General features: G+C 61.7%; 21 protein-coding genes. 15 read left to right on the top strand and 6 right to left on the bottom strand.

Annotated features, from left to right (window positions below; genetic code table 11):
• Positions 1–14: 14 nt before the first annotated feature.
• The 3 genes from EE36_RS11725 to EE36_RS11715 all read right to left on the bottom strand — a co-directional run bounded on the left by EE36_RS11725 (position 15) and on the right by EE36_RS11715 (position 1,733).
• A complete protein-coding gene (locus EE36_RS11725; protein WP_005852486.1) occupies positions 15–611 on the bottom strand; it encodes a heme NO-binding domain-containing protein in 597 nt (198 codons plus the stop codon).
• Positions 612–729: 118 nt separating this feature from the next.
• The gene (locus EE36_RS11720) at positions 730–1,449 is read right to left on the bottom strand and encodes an HAD family hydrolase (protein WP_005852484.1); all 720 of its coding nucleotides are present in this window, start codon (positions 1,447–1,449) and stop codon (positions 730–732) included.
• Entirely contained in the window at positions 1,440–1,733 is a 294-nt protein-coding gene (locus EE36_RS11715) for a DUF3572 domain-containing protein (protein ID WP_005852482.1), read from the bottom strand. The genes EE36_RS11720 and EE36_RS11715 overlap by 10 nt, the downstream gene beginning before the upstream one ends.
• Before the next feature lie 89 nt (positions 1,734–1,822).
• On the opposite strand from EE36_RS11715, the gene EE36_RS11710 reads away from it, so the two are divergent.
• Positions 1,823–3,238 carry a diguanylate cyclase gene (locus EE36_RS11710; protein ID WP_005852480.1) on the top strand — a complete coding sequence of 472 codons (1,416 nt, stop codon included), beginning with the start codon at positions 1,823–1,825 and terminating at the stop codon, positions 3,236–3,238.
• Between the two features lie 108 nt (positions 3,239–3,346).
• A complete protein-coding gene (locus tag EE36_RS11705) occupies positions 3,347–4,273 on the top strand; it encodes a DMT family transporter (RefSeq protein WP_037944977.1) in 927 nt (308 codons plus the stop codon).
• Here EE36_RS11705 and EE36_RS11700 read toward each other — a convergent pair.
• Complete coding sequence (locus tag EE36_RS11700; RefSeq protein ID WP_005852476.1) at positions 4,206–4,898, bottom strand: thiamine diphosphokinase; 693 nt, start codon at positions 4,896–4,898, stop codon at positions 4,206–4,208. The two genes, EE36_RS11705 and EE36_RS11700, sit on opposite strands and share 68 nt — an antisense overlap.
• Before the next feature lie 137 nt (positions 4,899–5,035).
• On the opposite strand from EE36_RS11700, the gene EE36_RS11695 reads away from it, so the two are divergent.
• On the top strand, positions 5,036–7,285 hold the full coding sequence (locus EE36_RS11695) for a hypothetical protein (RefSeq protein ID WP_005852474.1): 2,250 nt from the start codon (positions 5,036–5,038) through the stop codon (positions 7,283–7,285).
• 105 nt (positions 7,286–7,390) lie between these two features.
• On the opposite strand, the gene EE36_RS11690 is transcribed toward EE36_RS11695, so the two are convergent.
• The gene (locus EE36_RS11690; RefSeq protein WP_005852473.1) at positions 7,391–7,621 is read right to left on the bottom strand and encodes a DUF2842 domain-containing protein; all 231 of its coding nucleotides are present in this window, start codon (positions 7,619–7,621) and stop codon (positions 7,391–7,393) included.
• Between the two features lie 54 nt (positions 7,622–7,675).
• Positions 7,676–8,971: an adenylosuccinate synthase gene (locus tag EE36_RS11685; RefSeq protein ID WP_005852471.1), complete on the bottom strand. Its 1,296-nt coding sequence runs from the start codon at positions 8,969–8,971 to the stop codon at positions 7,676–7,678.
• Positions 8,972–9,186: 215 nt separating this feature from the next.
• On the opposite strand from EE36_RS11685, the gene EE36_RS11680 reads away from it, so the two are divergent.
• The 12 genes from EE36_RS11680 (at position 9,187) to EE36_RS11625 (ending at position 18,974) form a co-directional block, all read left to right on the top strand.
• Positions 9,187–9,582 carry a DUF6524 family protein gene (locus tag EE36_RS11680; protein ID WP_005852469.1) on the top strand — a complete coding sequence of 132 codons (396 nt, stop codon included), beginning with the start codon at positions 9,187–9,189 and terminating at the stop codon, positions 9,580–9,582.
• A gap of 119 nt (positions 9,583–9,701) precedes the next feature.
• A complete protein-coding gene (gene secG / locus EE36_RS11675) occupies positions 9,702–10,070 on the top strand; it encodes a preprotein translocase subunit SecG (protein WP_005852467.1) in 369 nt (122 codons plus the stop codon).
• A gap of 177 nt (positions 10,071–10,247) precedes the next feature.
• Complete coding sequence (locus EE36_RS11670; protein ID WP_005852465.1) at positions 10,248–11,897, top strand: CTP synthase; 1,650 nt, start codon at positions 10,248–10,250, stop codon at positions 11,895–11,897.
• Positions 11,898–11,921: 24 nt separating this feature from the next.
• The gene (gene rlmJ / locus EE36_RS11665) at positions 11,922–12,704 is read left to right on the top strand and encodes a 23S rRNA (adenine(2030)-N(6))-methyltransferase RlmJ (RefSeq protein ID WP_005852463.1); all 783 of its coding nucleotides are present in this window, start codon (positions 11,922–11,924) and stop codon (positions 12,702–12,704) included.
• Between the two features lie 10 nt (positions 12,705–12,714).
• The gene (locus EE36_RS11660) at positions 12,715–13,008 is read left to right on the top strand and encodes a DUF1330 domain-containing protein (protein WP_005852461.1); all 294 of its coding nucleotides are present in this window, start codon (positions 12,715–12,717) and stop codon (positions 13,006–13,008) included.
• Between the two features lie 149 nt (positions 13,009–13,157).
• A complete protein-coding gene (locus EE36_RS11655) occupies positions 13,158–13,595 on the top strand; it encodes a TerB family tellurite resistance protein (protein ID WP_005852459.1) in 438 nt (145 codons plus the stop codon).
• Positions 13,596–13,632: 37 nt separating this feature from the next.
• Positions 13,633–14,073, top strand: a complete 441-nt coding sequence (locus tag EE36_RS11650; RefSeq protein WP_005852457.1) for a TerB family tellurite resistance protein — start codon at positions 13,633–13,635, stop codon at positions 14,071–14,073.
• 127 nt (positions 14,074–14,200) lie between these two features.
• Entirely contained in the window at positions 14,201–14,977 is a 777-nt protein-coding gene (locus EE36_RS11645) for an ABC transporter ATP-binding protein (protein WP_005852455.1), read from the top strand.
• A 36-nt stretch (positions 14,978–15,013) separates the two neighbouring features.
• Entirely contained in the window at positions 15,014–15,748 is a 735-nt protein-coding gene (locus tag EE36_RS11640) for a transporter substrate-binding domain-containing protein (protein ID WP_005852453.1), read from the top strand.
• Between the two features lie 109 nt (positions 15,749–15,857).
• Entirely contained in the window at positions 15,858–16,739 is an 882-nt protein-coding gene (locus tag EE36_RS11635; protein WP_081781238.1) for an ABC transporter permease, read from the top strand.
• Positions 16,736–17,542 carry an ABC transporter permease gene (locus EE36_RS11630; protein ID WP_005852449.1) on the top strand — a complete coding sequence of 269 codons (807 nt, stop codon included), beginning with the start codon at positions 16,736–16,738 and terminating at the stop codon, positions 17,540–17,542. The genes EE36_RS11635 and EE36_RS11630 overlap by 4 nt, the downstream gene beginning before the upstream one ends.
• A 97-nt stretch (positions 17,543–17,639) precedes the next feature.
• Complete coding sequence (locus EE36_RS11625; RefSeq protein WP_005852447.1) at positions 17,640–18,974, top strand: glutamine synthetase family protein; 1,335 nt, start codon at positions 17,640–17,642, stop codon at positions 18,972–18,974.
• Positions 18,975–18,983: the final 9 nt, after the last annotated feature.

Genomic DNA, 18,983 nt, shown 5'->3' with positions numbered 1-18,983 from the left:
AGCTGCCCCACCTGTCACCCGCGTGCACCCAGATCAAAGCTGCGCCCCTGCGCGTAGTGCCGGTCAATAATCGTGACGGTAATTACCTCCCCCTCCGGTGGGGCGGCTTTGCAATCGAGCAGGGCCAATGTGCCATAGTCATCCGCAATCACCCGCATCACGCCCATCATCACATAGCCAAAGCCTTGCACTTTCCCGCGACAGGTCAGCGTAAAGCGCCAGTCATCAAGCTGCGCGACCTCCATCTGGGGCAGTTGCAGGTCTTCCACGGCGAGGGTGGCACGTTCTGGCAAGTCGTTGAGAGAATGCAAGAACTCTTCAAAATCGTCGCCGCCAAAGCGCAGCAAGCGCCGCACGCCTTCGCGGTCGGGGTTGGACACAAGCCAGGCACCCAGATCTTCCAGAAGATCGGGGATCGCGCGTTTCATCACGGCAGACAAGCGGTTGATAACCCGCGGCGTGATGGCATCGTCATAGGTGAGCATCGGTTCGAAATCCGCCGTGCCCATCACGGCGCAAAGATCGGCGCGCAGGGCGACCTGCGCCCAGACACGGTGGCCAAAGCTATCCAGCACGAACCGTTGGATCGTATGGTTGATCAGCCCGTGCATCGCGCCCCTTTCCGCCGTTTCACGGGGAAGATCGCGGAGGAGAGTTAACAAAGGCCGAAGGCTAAACCTCCGACGCGGCGGAATGCGCTTTGGTTTTGTCTCAAATGCAAACTAGCTGTCAGCCCTGCGGGTCATGCCTCTGCCCGTCCAGCCACGCGGGCAGATGGCCGATGTCGGGCAGCACCACATCGGCGGCCCCTTCCAGATCCTGACGTGTGGCCAGCCCCGTCAGCACCGCAACGCAGGCCATACCCGCCGCACGGCCCGCCGCCATATCGTGCAGGCTGTCACCGATCATCGCGACTTCCGACGGGTCCACCCCCACGGCTTTGGCAAACGCCAAGAGCTGCCCGGGCGTGGGCTTTGCACCGTGGCCGCTATCGAAACCGGCGATAAAGTCAAAATATCCGGTCACCCCCGCGCCGCCCAAATGCGCACGGGCGGGTGCCTCGGCGTCATTGGTGGCGACGCCAAGCACCAGCCCGCGTGCCTTGAACGCCTCTAGCAAGGCAACCAGCGGCACCGCCTCTGCCTGAGGGGCGTTTTCGGCCTCGTGGTTCAGCAGGTCCAAGAGATCCGTCTTCGCCATCTCGACCACATGGGGGGCCAGCGCATCTACGACCTCCCCCGGTGTGCCCGCAATAACGATGCTGTCGGGCGAGAATCTCTGCGTCCCGTAATCAAAGCCGATCTGCTGCCCCAGCAAAGCCGCTCTCTCTCCGTCTCCCTTGCTGATCCGGGTCAGGAAAGCATTGGCCCATGCCTCCCATGTGGCGGCGAAGTCGAACAGGGTTCCGTCTTTGTCGAACAGTAGCGCTTTGATCACTTTCAGGTCCAATTCATCTGCGCGCCACCCGGAAGCGACTGACGGGCTTGCATGATGCGGTCGTAAGGGATGTTCACCGTATCGCAAAATCCCGTGACCCAGGCGTCATCCATCATGATGAAATCCAGCACTGCGCCAAGAAACACCGGATCACCGGCCTGCGTGCGCAGATCTTCGGCAGATGCGCCCGTTGATCCCATAAAGGTGGGCATCAGGTCTTCGTTCGCGGCCAGCCAGGCCAATGCCTGCAGGGCGACCGTCTCGGCGGCATCTTGCTTCATCATATTAATTTCCATCACGGTTTCCCAAACGAAACCCTTTGTTAACCAATCACGGCAACAAAGGGCGCTTAAGCCAGTTACACGTGAGTGGAGAATGAAGACAAGTGCCCGGTAAAGTCCTGATTGTGGATACGGTTGTGACCAACCGCATCGCGTTGAAAACCAAACTCACGTCCGCCTCCTACGAGGTATGGCAGGCGTCCACCGTGGCCCAGGCTGTCGACGTCTCGCGCCGGTCGGGGCCTGATTTGGTCATCACGGCGCATCATCTGGACGGGCAAGATGCGACGGCCCTATGCACCATGCTCGCGGGGTCGCCGCGGACATCACGGATACCTGTCTTTGCCTTGGCCGATGGCGGTGGCGCGGCACTGTGTTTGCACCTGCTGGCGAATGGCGCACAGGAAGCGATGGTCAAACCTGTCTGCGACAAGCTGTTTCTGGGACGGGTGCGCAGCATGATACGCGCGGGCCACGGGGCCAGCCCCACGGCGATGCGGGACGCGATGTGCCTCCCGCTCGGGCTGGAAGAAACCGCTGCCACCTTCACCCGCCCGGGCACGTTCCAGGTCGTCAGCCATGACAAGGCAGAGACACAGGTGCATGTCACCCAGCTACGCAAACGTCTGCGGGGGGCTGTCAGCCAGACGACCATCCGCGACGCGTTGACCGGTATCCGGCAGAACGCGCTGCCCGATGTCTTCATCCTGACCCTGACCGGTGTCGAAACGCGCGACGAGGCGCAACTGCGCCTGATCTCGACCCTGCGGGCGAATACGACAACGCGGCACTGCGGTATTCTTGTGCTCCAATCCCGCCCCCACCCCGCCGGTGCCGCCCATGCGCTGGATCTCGGGGCCGACGATCTGATGCAGCATGGCTTTGATATCGATGAACTTTCGCTGCGGCTGACCGGGCTCCTAGCGCGCAAACAGCAGGGCGACACGATCCGGCGTGATGTCGATACGCGCCTGCGCGAAGCGGTTTTTGATCCGCTGACAGGGATCTACAACCGCCGGCACGCCCTGTCAGAGGTCGCGCGGCTTGCCGTGCGCACCCGCCGCAAAGGGATACCGCTGGCCGTGATGCTGGCAGACATAGACCACTTCAAACGCGTGAATGACGCATTCGGCCACGCCTCGGGGGACGCCGTGTTGGTCGAAACAGCACGCCGGCTGAAATCATGTCTGCGCCCGCTTGACGTTGCCGCCCGCATCGGAGGGGAGGAATTTTTACTCATCCTCCCGGGCATCACAGAGGCAGAGGCCACCCGTATGGCCAAACGCATATGCGAAGCCTACCGCACGACGCCATTTACCATCCCCGCCAGCGCGCAGCCTATCCATGCCACGATCAGCATCGGGCTATGTACCGCACAGCCTGAAACCGGCGACGCCTTCCCCGCCCCACTTGATGCCTCGGCCATCGCGGCAGAGCTGATCGACCGCGCGGATCAAGCTTTATACAGTGCGAAACACCGCGGGCGCGATCGCGTCGGTCTGATCAGGTCAGCGGCGTGAAATCATCCTCTCCCCACGGTTGCAAAGCCGGAAAAATGCCGCCACTCTCGCCGCGATATGCCTGCACATCTGGGGCGTATCCCCCTGATCCTCGACAAAGGCTTTGCCATGCTGCCCGATAAACCGATGACCGGTATTGCCATGATGCTTGGCTTTTGCATCGTTGCCCCTGTGGGTGATGCGATTGCGAAACTGCTGGGGTCGTCCGTGCCGCTGGGTCAGGTCGTGTTCATCCGCTTTGCCGTGCAATTGCTGATCTTGCTGCCGCTCGTGCTGCTGACGGGCAGGCCGCTGGCGATGCGGGGCCGAACGCTGTGGCTCGCCTTTGTGCGCACAGTGCTGCATGTCATCGGGATCGCGATGATGTTCACCGCGCTGAAATACCTGCCGCTGGCCGATGCGGTGGCGATTATCTTTGTCATGCCCTTCTTTATGCTTCTGCTCGGCAAATACGTGCTGGGGGAAGAGGTCGGCACCCGCCGGCTTCTCGCCTGTATCGTCGGCTTTTGCGGCACACTGCTGGTGGTGCAACCCAGCTTTGCAGAGGTGGGCTGGCCCGCATTGCTACCCGTTGGCGTAGCGCTGAACTTTGCGCTGTTTATGCTGGTGACACGGCAGATCGCGAAACACACCGACCCGATCAGCCTGCAAACGGTCAGCGGGTTTATCGCCGTGGTGATACTGCTGCCCTTGCTGGGTCTGGGGCAAACCGTAGCGGTGCCCGCCTTGGGCTGGCGCGTCCCTGACGCGAACGCCTGGATGCTGCTGATCGCAATCGGCGTCCTTGGCAGCGTGGCACATCTGCTGATGACATGGTCCTTGCGCTACGCCCCTTCGGCCACGCTGGCACCGATGCAATATCTCGAAATTCCCGTGGCGACGCTGGTCGGGTTGATCGTCTTTGGCGATCTGCCCAATGCGCTGGCGGCGCTCGGGATGGGGATCACCATGGCCGCCGGTCTTTATATTATTCTGAGGGAGCGGGCCACGCAGCGGCGTCTGGCTGCAGCAGCGATTGTGCAACCTGCGGAATGAGCACCCTGGGCACCATCACCAGCGCAGCGGGACGATCGACCCTAAGGGTCGCGGGCCCCGTCGCACGGTTCGATGTCCCCAACCGCCCCAGCGGCGAAAGCTCTAGCCCGTCAAGCGGCCACTCAAGCCCGCTGCTTTCCCCGTGGACCGCCGCCAGCGGGTATATCGACACCACATCCCCCGCCCGTGTCGGCAGATCAAGCCGGGGCGGCGCGAGGAAAATCACCTGCTCTCCGGCGATGAGCAGGCAACGTTGGTGCGGATGCCGCGCCAGAGAGCTCAGGGCGGCAAGCTGATGGTCCACGCGCCCGCCCGAAAACCCCACCGCCACGATCAACGGCGCGGCCACCGACCGCAGCGCCTTGTCGAAATCGGTGGTTTCCTGCTCTGCCAGTTTGAACTGCCGCGCGAGCGGGATTTGCGACAGGGTCTCGGGCGTGACAGAATCGAAATCCCCCACCAGCGCCGCGATCTCTACGCCTGCGTCGCGGGCCAGATTTGCCCCGCCATCGACCGCCACACACATCGGGGCAAGCTGCAACGCCTCGTTCAGGTCGTTCGGGCCGGGCTGCCCGCCCCCGATGACGGTGACAGGGCTGCGGCTTGCCACAATGGTTGTTTTCACGCGGTTTTACCTCAAATTGGAAACAATGCCGCAATTTTGACATTAAATGATACGTTGCAGGGCACAGATTCGAGCCGAATTGGTCTTGAACCTTATGGTAAACAGTAAGCTGCAAATAGGCAGAGGACGACCATCCGATGATGAATAACAACAAAATTCTGACGGTCTCATACGGCACTTTCTCGTGCACGTTGGAAGGCTTTGACGATTCATTCGGCACCATGAAGGCCATCGCAGAGTATTTCCGCGACCTGTCGTCGGAGGATCGGTATTTCGGTGCGGAACCCGCACAGCCCGATGCGGAGATGCTGGCCCATATCGCCCAGAAAGAAATCTCGCGCCGCGTCGAGGCGCGCCAGCAGGACGGTCAGATCGTCCTGAGCGCGCAGACCCCGGAAGAACCCGCAGCGCCAGCGCAGCCCGCCCCTGCGCCCGAAGCAGCCGAAACACCCAAGGCTCCTGCCGCACCGCAGCCGCAGGTCAGCAGCACCGCCGCCGGTCCGTCGGTGGTGTCGACTTCCTTCGCGCCGCGCCGGCCCAAGGAAATCTCTGCCTATTATGACGCCTACCGCATCAACGCGCTGAAATCTGCCGAGCCAGTGACAGCGCCAGAGGCCGCACCCGCGCCTCAGGCCGAAGCCGCCGCACCGCGCGACGAGGTGGTCAGCCGTGATGTTGCCGCGCCAAAGCCTGAAGCCACGCAAGCCGAAGCGGCCCCTGCTTCTGCGGCCCCTGCTTCTGCGGCCCCCGCCCCCGAGGTGGATATCGTCCCCGGCCAACCCGACGAAGATGTCGAAGCGTTTTTCGCCGATAGCCCGCGCAACGAGGTGACCGTCGACGACCAAGACGCCGAAATCCAGCCCGTTGCTGCCCCTGTCGTTGATAGCATCGCGGCCAAACTGCAGCGCATCCGCGCCGTGGTTGCCAATCAGGACGCCCCCGCCGCACCGCAGCCTCAGGTCTTTGACGACGAGGACACAATCGACGCGGAAGACAGCACCGACGACGTCATCGCGAACGCGATCAACGACATTCAGGGCGCGCTGGACGCCGACGATACGGTCGAAGACATGGCACAATCCTCCGACCTCGAAGCTGAAGAAGACGTTACCGCTGCACAAGAGGCCGAAGAACAGCACGAAGACGTTGCGGCTGATGAAGTGGCAGAATCTGACGCCGCGCAGGTTGACGCTGAGGAAACGGAAGAAGCCGAAGAAGACACAGCGCCCCGTGGTCGCGTGCTCAAGGTCAAACGCGCCGACATCGACCGTGCCATCGCCGAAGGCGAGCTGGAAGAGGTCGAAGAAGACGCGCCTGCGGTTCTGGAAGAGCCTGAGAAGCCCGCCCTGCGTATCCAGCGCGACCCCGAATCGACGCTCTCTGACGAGGATGAAGAAGATCTGGCCCGCGAGCTGGCCGAGCTTGAGGCAACATTGTCCTCCGCCGCTGCCGACACGCTGACCGACGCGCCTGAGGACGCCGAGGAAGCCGTCGCCGATGAGGACGACGCGCCCGAAGAAGAGACCGCCGAGGAAGACACAGCCGAGGAAGACACAGCCGAGGAAGCCTCGCAGGAGGACACGGCCCAAGAAGAAACCGTCGACATTGATGTTTCCGAGGATGACGCCGAAGAGGTACAGGCCGAGGTCCAAGCCGAAACCGCGGCAGAGCCCGAGGCCGAAGCCCCCAAAGCCGCCCCGCAACGCCGCAGCCTGCCAACGCTCGACGCGGACAGCGGCCCGGATATGAACCGTCTGCTGGCGGAAACCGACAACCAGATGGACGAACCCGAAGCCGCTACACGCCGCGACGCGATCACCCATCTGCGCGCCGCCGTTGCCGCGAAAAAGGCCGATATGGCCCTTGGTGCGCCCGATGCTGCGGAACGCGAAAACAACGCCTACCGCAGCGATCTGGCCGAGGTGGTGAAACCGCGCCGACCCGCGTCCACCACGGCCCGCACCGAACGGCCCGCCGAACCGCGCCCTGCCCCGCTGAAACTGGTAGCGGCACAGCGGATCGACACGGACCAGCCGCGCAATGTGGCCCCCGTACGCCCCCGCCGCGTGGCCGCAGTGGCCCCCGCGCCGGTGCCGCAAGCCGGTGGCTTTGCCGAGTTCGCCGAAGAAATGGGCGCGACCCAGCTTCCCGACCTGCTGGAGGCGGCCGCGGCCTATATGGCCTTTGTCGAAGGCATGGACGATTTCTCGCGTCCGCAGTTGATGAACACCGTACGCCAAGGCGGTGCCGAGGATTTCAGCCGCGAGGAAGGTCTACGCTCCTTCGGTCAGCTGCTGCGCACCGGCAAGCTGCAAAAGCTGGAAGGTGGCCGCTTCAAGGCCTCCGAACAGATCGGGTTCCAGCCGGATGCACGCGCCGCTGGCTAAGCGGGCAAGACAGGATAACCGAAACGAAAAACGGCCCCCGAGGGGGCCGTTTTTTTATGCGATAACTGTGATCAGCAACACTGTAAGACGTGCAGGCGAAACGGGTTATTCTGCGTCGTGATCCGCGTTCGGGTCCGCCTGACCGATCCCCTTGAACACAAATTTGAACGGGATCGCCCAGACCACGCCAAGCGCGATATAGATCACCAGTTCGATCCAGAAGGGGGGCCGGTCAAACAGCGACACGGTGACCACCGCCGCAATGATATAGAGCGGCAGCCCAATCAGCAGAATGACCAGCGCCCACCGGCGGCGTGCTTTATATCCAAGGGCCATTGTGTCGTCCTTTCATCACGTGCCAAGGGCCCCAAAGGGCCCCGGCGTGTCAGATCAATCGGCGAAGGGGTCGGTAACCAGAATCGTGTCTTCCCGCTCTGGCGAGGTGGACAGCAGCGCCACGGGGCACTGGATCAGCTCTTCGACGCGGCGCACATATTTGATCGCGTTCGCGGGCAGATCGGCCCAGCTGCGCGCGCCTTCAGTGCTTTCGGACCAACCGGGCATTTCCTCGTAGATCGGGGTGCAGCGGGCTTGCTGGTCGGCCGCTGTGGGCAGATAGTCTAACTGCTCCCCGTCCAGCTCGTAGCCGGTGCAGATCTTGAGCGTTTCAAACCCGTCCAGCACGTCCAGTTTCGTGAGCGAGATACCGGTGACGCCGCTGGTCGCACAAGTCTGGCGCACCAAAGCCGCATCGAACCAACCACAACGACGCTTACGCCCGGTGGTGGTGCCGAATTCATGGCCCCGCTCGCCCAAACGCTGACCGTCCGCATCATGCAGTTCGGTCGGGAACGGGCCTTCGCCGACGCGGGTGGTATAGGCTTTGACGATGCCCAGCACATAGTTGATCGCGCCCGGTCCGATGCCGACGCCGGTCGCCGCCTGCCCCGCAATCACGTTCGACGAGGTGACGAAAGGATAGGTGCCAAAGTCGATGTCCAGCAGCGCGCCCTGCGCGCCTTCGAACAGGATACGCTTACCGGCCTTGCGCTTTTCGTTCATCACCTTCCAGACAGGTGCTGCGTATTCAAGGATCTTCGGTGCGATCTCTTTCAGCAGTTCAACCAGCCCGTCGCGGTCGATGGCTTCGACGCCCAGACCCTTGCGCAGCGGATCATGGTGCTGCAACGCGCGGTCGACGCGGGCTTCAAGCGTGGCTGTATCGGCCAGATCGGCGACGCGGATGGCGCGGCGGCCGACTTTATCCTCGTAGCACGGGCCGATGCCGCGGCCGGTGGTGCCGATTTTGGTCCCTTTTGATGCGGCCTCTTCACGGGCGCGGTCCAGCTCGCCGTGGTAGGGCATGATCAGCGGTGTGTTTTCCGCGATCATCAGCGTTTCCGGCGTGATCTCTACGCCTTGGGCGCGGATCGTCTCGATCTCTTTCAGCAGGTGCCACGGGTCCAGCACAACACCGTTGCCGATGACCGAAAGCTTGCCGCCGCGGACAACGCCCGAGGGCAGCGCGTGCAGCTTGTAGACCTTGCCGTCGATGACCAATGTGTGGCCCGCGTTATGGCCGCCCTGAAAACGCGCGATGACATCGGCCCGTTCGCTGAGCCAGTCCACGATTTTGCCTTTTCCTTCGTCGCCCCATTGGGCGCCTACGACTACGACGTTGGCCATGAAGATATTCCTTTAACAGTTCAAATAACCGTGCAAACCCGTGGAGGTATAGCGACGACCGTCGGGGACCGAAACTGTAAAATGCAGACAAAACGCCGCCGCGTCATTTTTCTGGGCATTTATCAGCTTGGGGCCGTGAAACTTCGCAACGGGCCATAGACTTTGCCTGGGCTGCACCGATATTCCATGCCGGATCAAACAAGGAAGTACCGCAGATGGGATTCATCATACGTTGGGCCTGCGCCTTTGTCTTGCTGGCCGCGACCTTTAACCCGACCCCCTACAACTATGTCACCTGGGCGCAGCGATACGGGCATATGAACCTGTCCATCGCGGTGCTGCTGGGGCTTTTGCTGTTCATCGGCTACGTGATCTATCTCCGCGCGACGCTACGCTCTATCGGCGGGCTGGGGATGCTGCTGGTGCTGGCGTTGGTGGGGTCAAGCCTTTGGGTGCTTTATGATCTGGGCATCCTGCGGCTGGACAACCGCAGCTTTAACCTCTGGCTCGGCCTTGTCGCGCTGAGCTTTGTGCTGGGCATCGGCCTCAGCTGGAGCATCTTTCGCAGGGCGGTATCCGGTCAGGCAGACGTGGACGATGTGGAAACCTGAGGCGGCTTTCACACGGGCTTTCCGCCCAAGCGGCACCGCGGGTGCCAATCCTCCCTTGCCCCCATAGGCAAACTTGCCTAGACACGCCCAAAGTCCAAAACGCAGAGCCGTAGGTACCCATGGAAAATGTAGTCCTGATTGTCCATCTCATTCTGGCCCTTGGCCTGATTGCAGTCGTGTTGCTGCAACGGTCCGAAGGGGGCGGCCTTGGCATGGGCGGCGGCGGTGGCGGCGGGGCCGTTTCCGGTCGTGCAGCAGCCACGGCTATGGGCAAACTGACCTGGGTTCTGGCCGCGGCCTTTATCGTGACCTCGATCACGCTGACCATCATCGCGGCTGAAAAATCTGCCGGGTCTTCGGTCATCGATCGTCTGGGCGGCACGCCACCCGCGCTGAACCAGGGTGACGCACCAGCGCTGCCCGATGCCGACGCGCTGCTGCCACCGACACCTGCGGAAAATACACCGCAAGTGCCGACTGCGGATTAATCCAGACACTACAACAGCTTGAGGTTGGGCCAAGATACGCAACAGGATGTTGCGGCTTGGCCTTGCTTTTTCCATCCGAATCCTGTTAGGCTTAAGTCCCGTGATGCTGCGGTTTTCCGCAGCTCAATTGCTTGGCTTTTGCCGCATCAAATCTGAACTCACGGGGGCCTTCATCACATGGCACGCTATATTTTCATCACCGGTGGTGTGGTTTCCAGCCTTGGCAAAGGCCTTGCCTCTGCGGCGTTGGGGGCCTTGTTGCAAGCGCGCGGATACTCCGTCCGTCTGCGCAAACTGGACCCCTATCTGAACGTCGATCCCGGCACGATGTCGCCCTTTGAACATGGCGAGGTTTTCGTCACCGACGATGGCGCCGAAACCGATCTGGATCTGGGCCACTACGAACGCTTTACCGGCGTGGCCGCGCGCAAGACGGATTCGATCAGCTCGGGCCGGGTCTATTCCACCGTGCTCGAGAAAGAGCGGCGCGGCGACTATCTGGGCAAGACCATTCAGGTGATTCCCCACGTCACCAACGAGATCAAGGATTTCCTGCACGTCGGCGATGACGAGGTCGACTTTATGCTGTGCGAAATCGGCGGCACCGTCGGCGATATCGAAGGCCTGCCCTTCTTCGAAGCGATCCGCCAGTTCAGCCACGACAAGCCACGCGGCCAGTGTATCTTCATGCACCTCACCCTGCTGCCCTATCTCGCGGCCAGCGGCGAGCTGAAGACCAAGCCGACGCAACACTCCGTCAAGGAACTGCAAAGCATCGGGATCGCGCCCGATATTCTGGTCTGCCGCTCCGAACATCCCATCCCCGAGAAAGAGCGCGAAAAAATCGCCCTGTTCTGTAACGTCCGCAAAGAGGCCGTGGTCGCGGCCTATGACCTGAAAACCATCTATGACGCGCCGCTGGCCTATCATGCGCAGGGGCTGGATCAGGCCGTGCTGGATGCTTTCGATATTTCCCCCGCCCCCAAGCCCGAACTGTCGGTCTGGCGCGATGTCTCTGACCGCGTGCACAACCCCGAAGGCGAAGTGAACGTCGCCATCGTCGGCAAATATACCCAGCTGGAAGATGCCTATAAGTCGATTGCAGAGGCGCTGACCCACGGTGGCATGGCCAACCGCGTCAAGGTCAAGATCGACTGGGTCGATGCCGAGGTCTTTGATCAAAGCGATGATGTGTCGGCCCACCTCGAAGGGTTCCACGCGATCCTCGTGCCCGGCGGCTTTGGCGAACGCGGCACCGAGGGCAAGATCAAGGCGGCGCAATATGCCCGCGAGCAGAAAGTCCCCTATCTGGGGATCTGTCTGGGCATGCAGATGGCCGTGATCGAAGCCGCGCGCAACGTGGCCGGTCTGACGACCGCAGGCTCGGAAGAATTCGACCACGAATCCACCGGCAAGAAACGGTTCGAGCCCGTGGTCTACCACCTTAAGGAATGGGTGCAGGGCAACCACAAGGTTGAACGCAAGGTCGACGATGACAAAGGCGGCACCATGCGCCTTGGCGCCTATGACGCGACGCTGAAAGAAGGGTCGAACGTGGCCAAAGTCTATGGCACCACGTCGATCGACGAACGTCACCGCCACCGCTACGAGGTCGATACCGCCTACCGCGAACAGCTTGAAAAAGCGGGTCTTACCTTCTCGGGGATGTCGCCCGACGGCATGCTGCCGGAGATCGTGGAATGGTCCGATCACCCGTGGTTCATCGGCGTGCAGTTCCACCCCGAACTCAAATCCAAGCCCTTTGATCCGCACCCCTTGTTCAAGGATTTCATCCGCGCCGCCAAGGAAATGTCGCGGCTGGTCTGACCCTCGCGAAAGGCGGCCAACGGCATGCTCAGCTACCAACATATCTACCACGCCGGCAATCTGGCCGATGTTCACAAACACAGCCTGCTGGCGTGGATGTTGGGGTATCTGACCCGCAAGGACAAACCGCTGTCCTATATGGAAACCCATGCGGGGCGCGCGCTGTATGACCTGTCCGACACACCTGCGCTGAAAACAGGCGAGGCGGCGCAGGGCATTGGCCGCGTGCGCGGCTGGTTCGACGATGCGCATCCTTACGCAAAGGTGCTTGACCAGATCACCGCTGAACATGGCGCAGACGCCTACCCCGGTTCGCCCCTGCTGGCGGCCAAGCTGCTGCGCGACAGCGACAGCATCCATCTGGCCGAACTGCACCCCGGCGAACATGCGGCACTTGATCTGGCAATGTCGCCCTACGACGTCAAATGCCACCACCGCGACGGGTTCGACATGGCTTTCGCCCTGACCCCGCCCACCCCGCGCCGTGGCCTGATGCTGATCGACCCCAGCTTCGAGATCAAGACAGACTACGCCGATATCCCGCGCCACATTGGCAAGCTGGCGCGCGCGTGGAACGTCGGCATCATCGCGCTGTGGTATCCGATTTTGACCAATAAAGCGCATCAACCGATGCTCAGCGCGCTGATGGGGGCCCACCCCGAGGCCCTGCGTCACGAGGTCAGCTTTGCCCCTGCCCGCCCCGGTCACGGGATGGTCGGTTCAGGCATGTTCGTGCTGAACCCGCCCTTTGGGCTGAAAGAAGAAGCGGCCCGTCTGGCGGCCAAGTTCAAAACCCTACCCCGCTAAGGAGCCCCCGATGCCCAAAGGTTACTGGATCGCTAACGTCGACGTGCATGATGCCGAAGTCTACGACAAATACCGCGCCGCCAACGCCAAGCCCTTTGCCGATTTCGGGGCGAAGTTTCTGGTGCGTGGGGCCGCGCCCGACATCCGCGAAGGCACGTCGCACCCGCGCATCGTGGTGATCGAATTTGCCTCGCTGGCCGATGCGGTGGCCTGCTATGAAAGCGAGGGCTATCAGGCGGCCAAGGATATCCGGTCCTCCGTCTCTGACGGGAATCTGGTCATCGTCGAAGGGTATGACGCCTAAGGCCGCGACAGGCCCCCCGACGCCCCCGCTCCGCCTGCCCCTGCGGCATTGCGCTTTTTATACATCACCCCTTTGCGAATATGGGAAAAACGGAACGCTGCGCGCGGAATCGGGTTAGCCTCATGTGCCCGTAAGGATAAAGAGTTGCCATGTTTGAACGTCTATTCCCCCGCCGCAAGCCGGACCCCAAGCCGCTGCCACAGCCGACCCCCCAGCTTGCCCTTGGCGCGTTGCTGGTGCGTGTGGCGCTGGCCGACCGCACCTACCGCGCTGCCGAAGTGGGGCAGATCGACCGTATCCTCGCGCAGACCTTTGGCCTGAAACCGATCGAGGCCGCGAAACTGCGCGCCACCTGCGAAGCGCTGGAACGCCACGCCCCCGGTACGCCAGAATTCGCCCAGATCCTGCGCGAGGAAGTCCCCTATGAGGACCGCAAGGCGCTTGGCGATGCGATGTGGTCTGTGGCGCTGGCCGATGGGGCACGTGACGACGACGAAGAGATCCAGCTGCTGGCGATTGAGACCGCGCTTGGCCTTAGCGACGCCGACATGACCGCCGCCCGCGAAAAAGCGCTGAACGCTTTGTGACCTTGGCCTTGCGCCGCAACCGCTCTATATCACGCCCATGTTCGCAGAATTCATCAAACGGCTGACCCAGCCTGATCCCGCCCAGCTTCCCGATGGGGATGCCCGCCTTGCGCTGACCGCGCTTTTGGTGCGCATCGCCAAGTCGGATAATGAATACGCCCCGTCCGAGCGCGCGCGCATCGACCAGATCATCGCGAAACGCTATGCGCTGGACGCAGATGGCACCGCCTCCCTGCGGGCAGACGCCGAAGCGCTGGAGGCCGAAGCCCCCGATACCGTCCGCTTTACCCGCGCGATCAAGGATGCCGTCCCCTATGACGACCGCCTTGCCGTGATCAAAGCCCTGTGGGAAGTCGTGCTGGCCGATGGCAGCCGCTCTGACGAGGAAAACGCATTGCTGCGTTTGGTGGCCAACTTGCTGGGGGTCACAGACACCGACAGCGCCATCGTGCGCAAGCAGATTGAAGACAAAGACTAGTTTACGCGCAGGCGGTGAATTTACGCGGGGTCAACCGTTGAATTATTGGGCAAAACCCAAGTTCTGGATTGCAAATCCCCCTTGAAATCACCTTAACTTGCTGCGGAATGCACAATAAGGCAGCACAGTGACAGATCAGCCCCCCGTTATTGAGATCAACAATCTTCACAAGGCTTATGGCCCTCTGGAGGTGCTCAAGGGGGTGTCGGTCAAGGCCCCGCGCGGGCACGTCATCTCGCTCATCGGGTCGTCCGGCTCCGGCAAATCGACGCTGCTGCGCTGCTGCAACCTGCTGGAAGACAGCCAAGAGGGCGATTTGCGCTTCAACGGCGAGGCCGTCACTTGGAAAGGCACCGGCCACCACCGCCGCCCTGCCGATCCCAAACAGGTGCTGCGCATCCGCACGAACCTGTCGATGGTGTTCCAACAGTTCAACCTGTGGTCCCATATGACGATCCTGCAAAACGTGATGGAGGCCCCGCTGACCGTCCTGCGCCGCGACCGTGCCGAGGTTGAGGCCGCCGCGCGGGCCTATCTCGACAAGGTGGGCATCGGCGACAAATGCGATGTCTTTCCGGCGCAACTGTCCGGCGGCCAGCAACAGCGCGCCGCCATCGCACGCGGACTGTGTATGGAGCCCGAAGCATTGCTATTCGACGAACCGACCTCGGCGCTGGACCCCGAGCTTGAGCAAGAGGTCGTCAAAGTCATCAAGGATCTGGCCGCCGAAGGGCGGACCATGATGATCGTAACCCATGATATGAAACTGGCGGCCGATGTCTCGGATCACGTCGTGTTCCTGCATCAGGGTTTGATCGAAGAACAAGGGGCCCCCGAAGACCTGTTCGGCGCCCCTAAATCAGAACGTCTGCGCGGGTTCCTCTCGGCCACTCACGCAGAGTAAAACCACCTAAAAACAATAAACTGGGAGACTTCAAAAATGAAAACACTCGTTCTTGCAACCGCCGCACTCGCGCTCAGCACCGGTTTCGCCATGGCAGACGCCCACGGCAAGACCATCCGCATGGGGACCGAAGGGGCCTACCCTCCCTATAACTTCCTGAATGACGCGGGCGAAGTAGACGGCTTCGAGCGCGAAGTCGGTGACGAGCTTTGCGCCCGTGCCGAACTGACCTGCGAATGGGTCACCAACGAATGGGACAGCATTATCCCGAACCTGACATCGGGCAACTATGACACCATCATCGCCGGTATGAGCATCACCGACGAGCGTGAAGAAGTGATTGATTTCACACAGAACTACTTCCCGCCCGCGGCTTCCGCCTATGCGGCGAAATCGGCGGATGCGGATGTGATGGGCGGTGTTGTTGCAGCGCAGACCAGCACGATCCAGGCCGGTCACGTGGCTGAATCCGGTGCCACCCTACTGGAATTCGCCACCTATGATGAAACCGTCGCAGCCGTGAACAATGGCGAAGCGGATGCGGTTTTCGCCGACAAGGACGCGCTGGTCCCCACGGTCGAGGAATCCGGCGGCGAGATGGTCTTTGTTGGTGACGACGTGCCACTGGGCGGCGGCATCGGCCTTGGCCTGCGCGAAAGCGACACAGAGCTGAAAGCGAAATTCGACGCCGCGATCCAATCCATGAAGGACGATGGCAGCCTGAACAAGCTGATCATCAAATGGTTCGGCGAAGACGCCAATACATTCTGATCATGATCGGGGCGGCGCAGAGGCCGCCCCTTTTCTCTGCCTGCCGATCTGACTAAAGACCCAAATCCAGACGCTCGTCAAAGGGCGCATACCACCGGGACATTCCGCCATTTTTGCCTGCACCGACCCAGAAACGCTTTCCGGCCTGTCGTGGCTGACGTGCTACCTGACCACGGGCAAGCATTTGGCCTTTTATGGTGCATTCGGCACCGTCTTGCTGCTGCTCGCCATCACCGCCCCCGCAGCACTTGCCTTTGGCTTTGGCGGCGCGATGGCCGCACGGTCGCCCTTTGCGCCGCTGTCATGGCTGGGCCGCGCCTATATCGCCATTGTGCGGGGCGTGCCCGACATCGCCTTCTTCCTGTTCTTCGTCATCGCGCTGGATCAGGGCATCGAATACCTGCGCCACAAGGTGAAATGCCCCGACTGGGATCAGCCGATCCGTCAGGGCAGCGACTTTATCGTCTGTCAGGCCGCCAAGATGCCGCTTGGCAACTCTGCCCAATGGGTCCACGAGGCCTATGGCTTTTCGCTCGCGGTGCTGACCTTTGCCATCGTTTTCGGGGCCTTTGCCGCCAATGTGCTTTATGGCGCGATGCGCGCTGTGCCCCGCGCCCAGATCGAGACCGGCGAGGCTTATGGCATGACCCCGCGCCAGACCTTCTGGCGTATCCTTGTGCCGCAGATGTGGGTCTATGCGCTGCCCGGTCTGGGAAACCTGTGGATGGTGCTGATCAAGGCAACCCCACTGTTGTTCCTGCTGGGCGTCGAGGACATCGTCTATTGGGCGCGCGATCTGGGCGGAGCCAAGACCCCGCGCTTTACCGATTACCCCCACCCCGACTGGCGCATGTGGTATTTTCTGGCGCTGCTGGTGTTCTACCTCTGCTTTACCCGTGTGTCTGAAATCGTGCTCGACCGGCTGATGCGCCGTCTGACCAAGGGTCAGGCCACCGCCGGCGGCGAAGCACAGCGAAAGGCAGCGGCATGACCTGTTGGGAAACAATCCAATCCTACGGGCTGCGCTCGCTTGGCTATGGCGAACGGCTGCTGCCGCGCAGCGACTTTACGCTATGTGACCAGTTCACCCTGATCGGGTCGGGCATGATCTGGAACGTCTACTACGGTTTTTTCGCGCTGGTCAGCGGCTTCCTGCTGGCGACGGCGCTGGCCGTGGCCAAGGCCCACCCCAGCCCTTGGCTGCGCAAACCGGCCGAATGGTTCATCTTCCTGTTCCGCGGCTCGCCCTTGTTCATCCAGTTCTTCTTTGGCTATTTCCTGTTCCTTAGCCTAAAATCTGTGCACCCGTTCTTTGATATGTTCACCTCTGCGTGGCTTGGGGCGCTGATTGTTCTGTTCTTCAACACCTCTGCCTACTCGGCCGAGATCTTCTATGGCGCGCTGCAATCCATCCCCAAGGGCGACACCGAAGCCGCCGATGCCTACGGCATTTCCGGCTGGCCGCGATTCAAGCGCATCATCTGGCCCACCATGCTGCGGCTGGCATGGCCCGCCTATACAAACGAGGCGATCTTCCTGTTTCATGCGACAACGCTGGTGTTTTTCACCGGTTTTCCGGCGCTGCAACAACGCGGGGACGCGCTGTATTACGCCAGCTATTTCGCGGACAAGACGTTTAACCCGTTTATCCCCTACCCCATTCTGGCGGGCTACTTCATTTTGCTGACGCTGGTGATCATCGCCATCTTCGGGCTGATCAACCGCCGTTTGAACCGCCACGTGCCTCAGGCTGCGGTGCGGAAAATTCGCTTGCGTCTAAATCTGATCCGGTAGTATCTGTTTTTTGATCAAATTATTTAGCGCGTGGGCGCTACCCCCGGTTTTCACGTTGTAAGAACGCCGTTCATGCCCGCCGCTTGCAAGGTGTGATATGAAAAACTGGCTCCGCAAACATCCTCAGGTCCGCACAATCCGTGTGGCCGCCGCCGACCTGAATGGTCAGGCCCGCGGCAAGCGCATCCCCACGCGTTTTGCCGACAAGGTGGTAGAGGACGGCACGCGCTTTCCGATGTCGGTGCTGAACCTCGATATCTGGGGCGAAGACATCGACGACAGCCCGCTGGTGTTTGAAAGCGGCGATGCCGATGGCATCCTGCACCCGACCGAACGCGGCTTTCTGCCAATGCCCTGGCTTGATGCGCCCTCGGCCCTGCTGCCGATCTGGATGTTCCACGAAGACGGGCGCCCCTATGGCGGCGACCCGCGCCATGCCCTGCGCGCGGTGGTCGAACGCTACAAGGATCGCGGGCTGACGCCGGTCTGCGCGGTCGAGCTTGAATTCTTCCTGATCGACGATTCGGGCCGCAAACTGCAGGTGCCGCTGTCGCCCCGGTCGGGCAAACGCCGCAAGGCCGCCGAAACCCTGTCGATCCGCGCGCTGGACCAGTTCGATGAATTCTTCACCGATCTTTATGACGCCTGCGAAGAGATGGACATCCCCGCCGATACCGCCATTTCCGAAGCGGGTCTGGGCCAGTTCGAGATCAACCTCATGCATTGCGACGACGCCCTGCGCGCCGCCGATGATGCCTGGCTGTTCAAGATGCTGGTCAAGGGCCTCGCCCGCCGCCACGGCTTTGCCGCAAGCTTCATGGCGAAACCCTACGAGGATTACCCCGGGTCGGGCCTGCACACGCATTTCTCGGTGCTCGACAAGAACGGTAACAACGTCTTTGACGACGGCGGCCCCCAGGGCACGGCGATCATGCGTCACGCTGTGGCGGGCTGTATGAATGCCATGGCCGGCTGCGCGCTGGTCTTTGCGCCCCATGCCAACAGCTTCGACCGTATGGTGCCCGGTGCCCACGCCCCCACAGGGATCTCTTGGGCCTACGAGAACCGCACCTCCTCCATCCGTATCCCGTCCGGCAGCCACAAGGCGCGGCGGATCGAACACCGTGTGTCGGGCGGCGACGTGAACCCCTATCTGATGCTGGCCGCCGTGCTGGGTGCTGCGATGAACGGCATCGAGGACGGGGCAGAGCCCCCCGCCCCGATCACCGGCAACGCCTATGCCGCCGACCTGCCGCAAATCCCCGGCGACTGGAAATCCGCGATCGACGCCTTTGAAAACTCCGCCGAGGTAAAGCGTATCTTTGCCCCCGAAATGGTGCGCAACTTTATCCTCACCAAGCGCCAAGAGCTGCATTATATGCAAGAACTGACCCCGCAAGAGCAGGTCGAAATCTATCTGGACACGGTGTAATCAGATGCC

Source organism: Sulfitobacter sp. EE-36, assembly GCF_000152605.1.
GTDB classification, from domain to species: Bacteria; Pseudomonadota; Alphaproteobacteria; order Rhodobacterales; family Rhodobacteraceae; genus Sulfitobacter; species Sulfitobacter pontiacus.
This window is presented reverse-complemented; position numbering and strand designations above follow the sequence as displayed.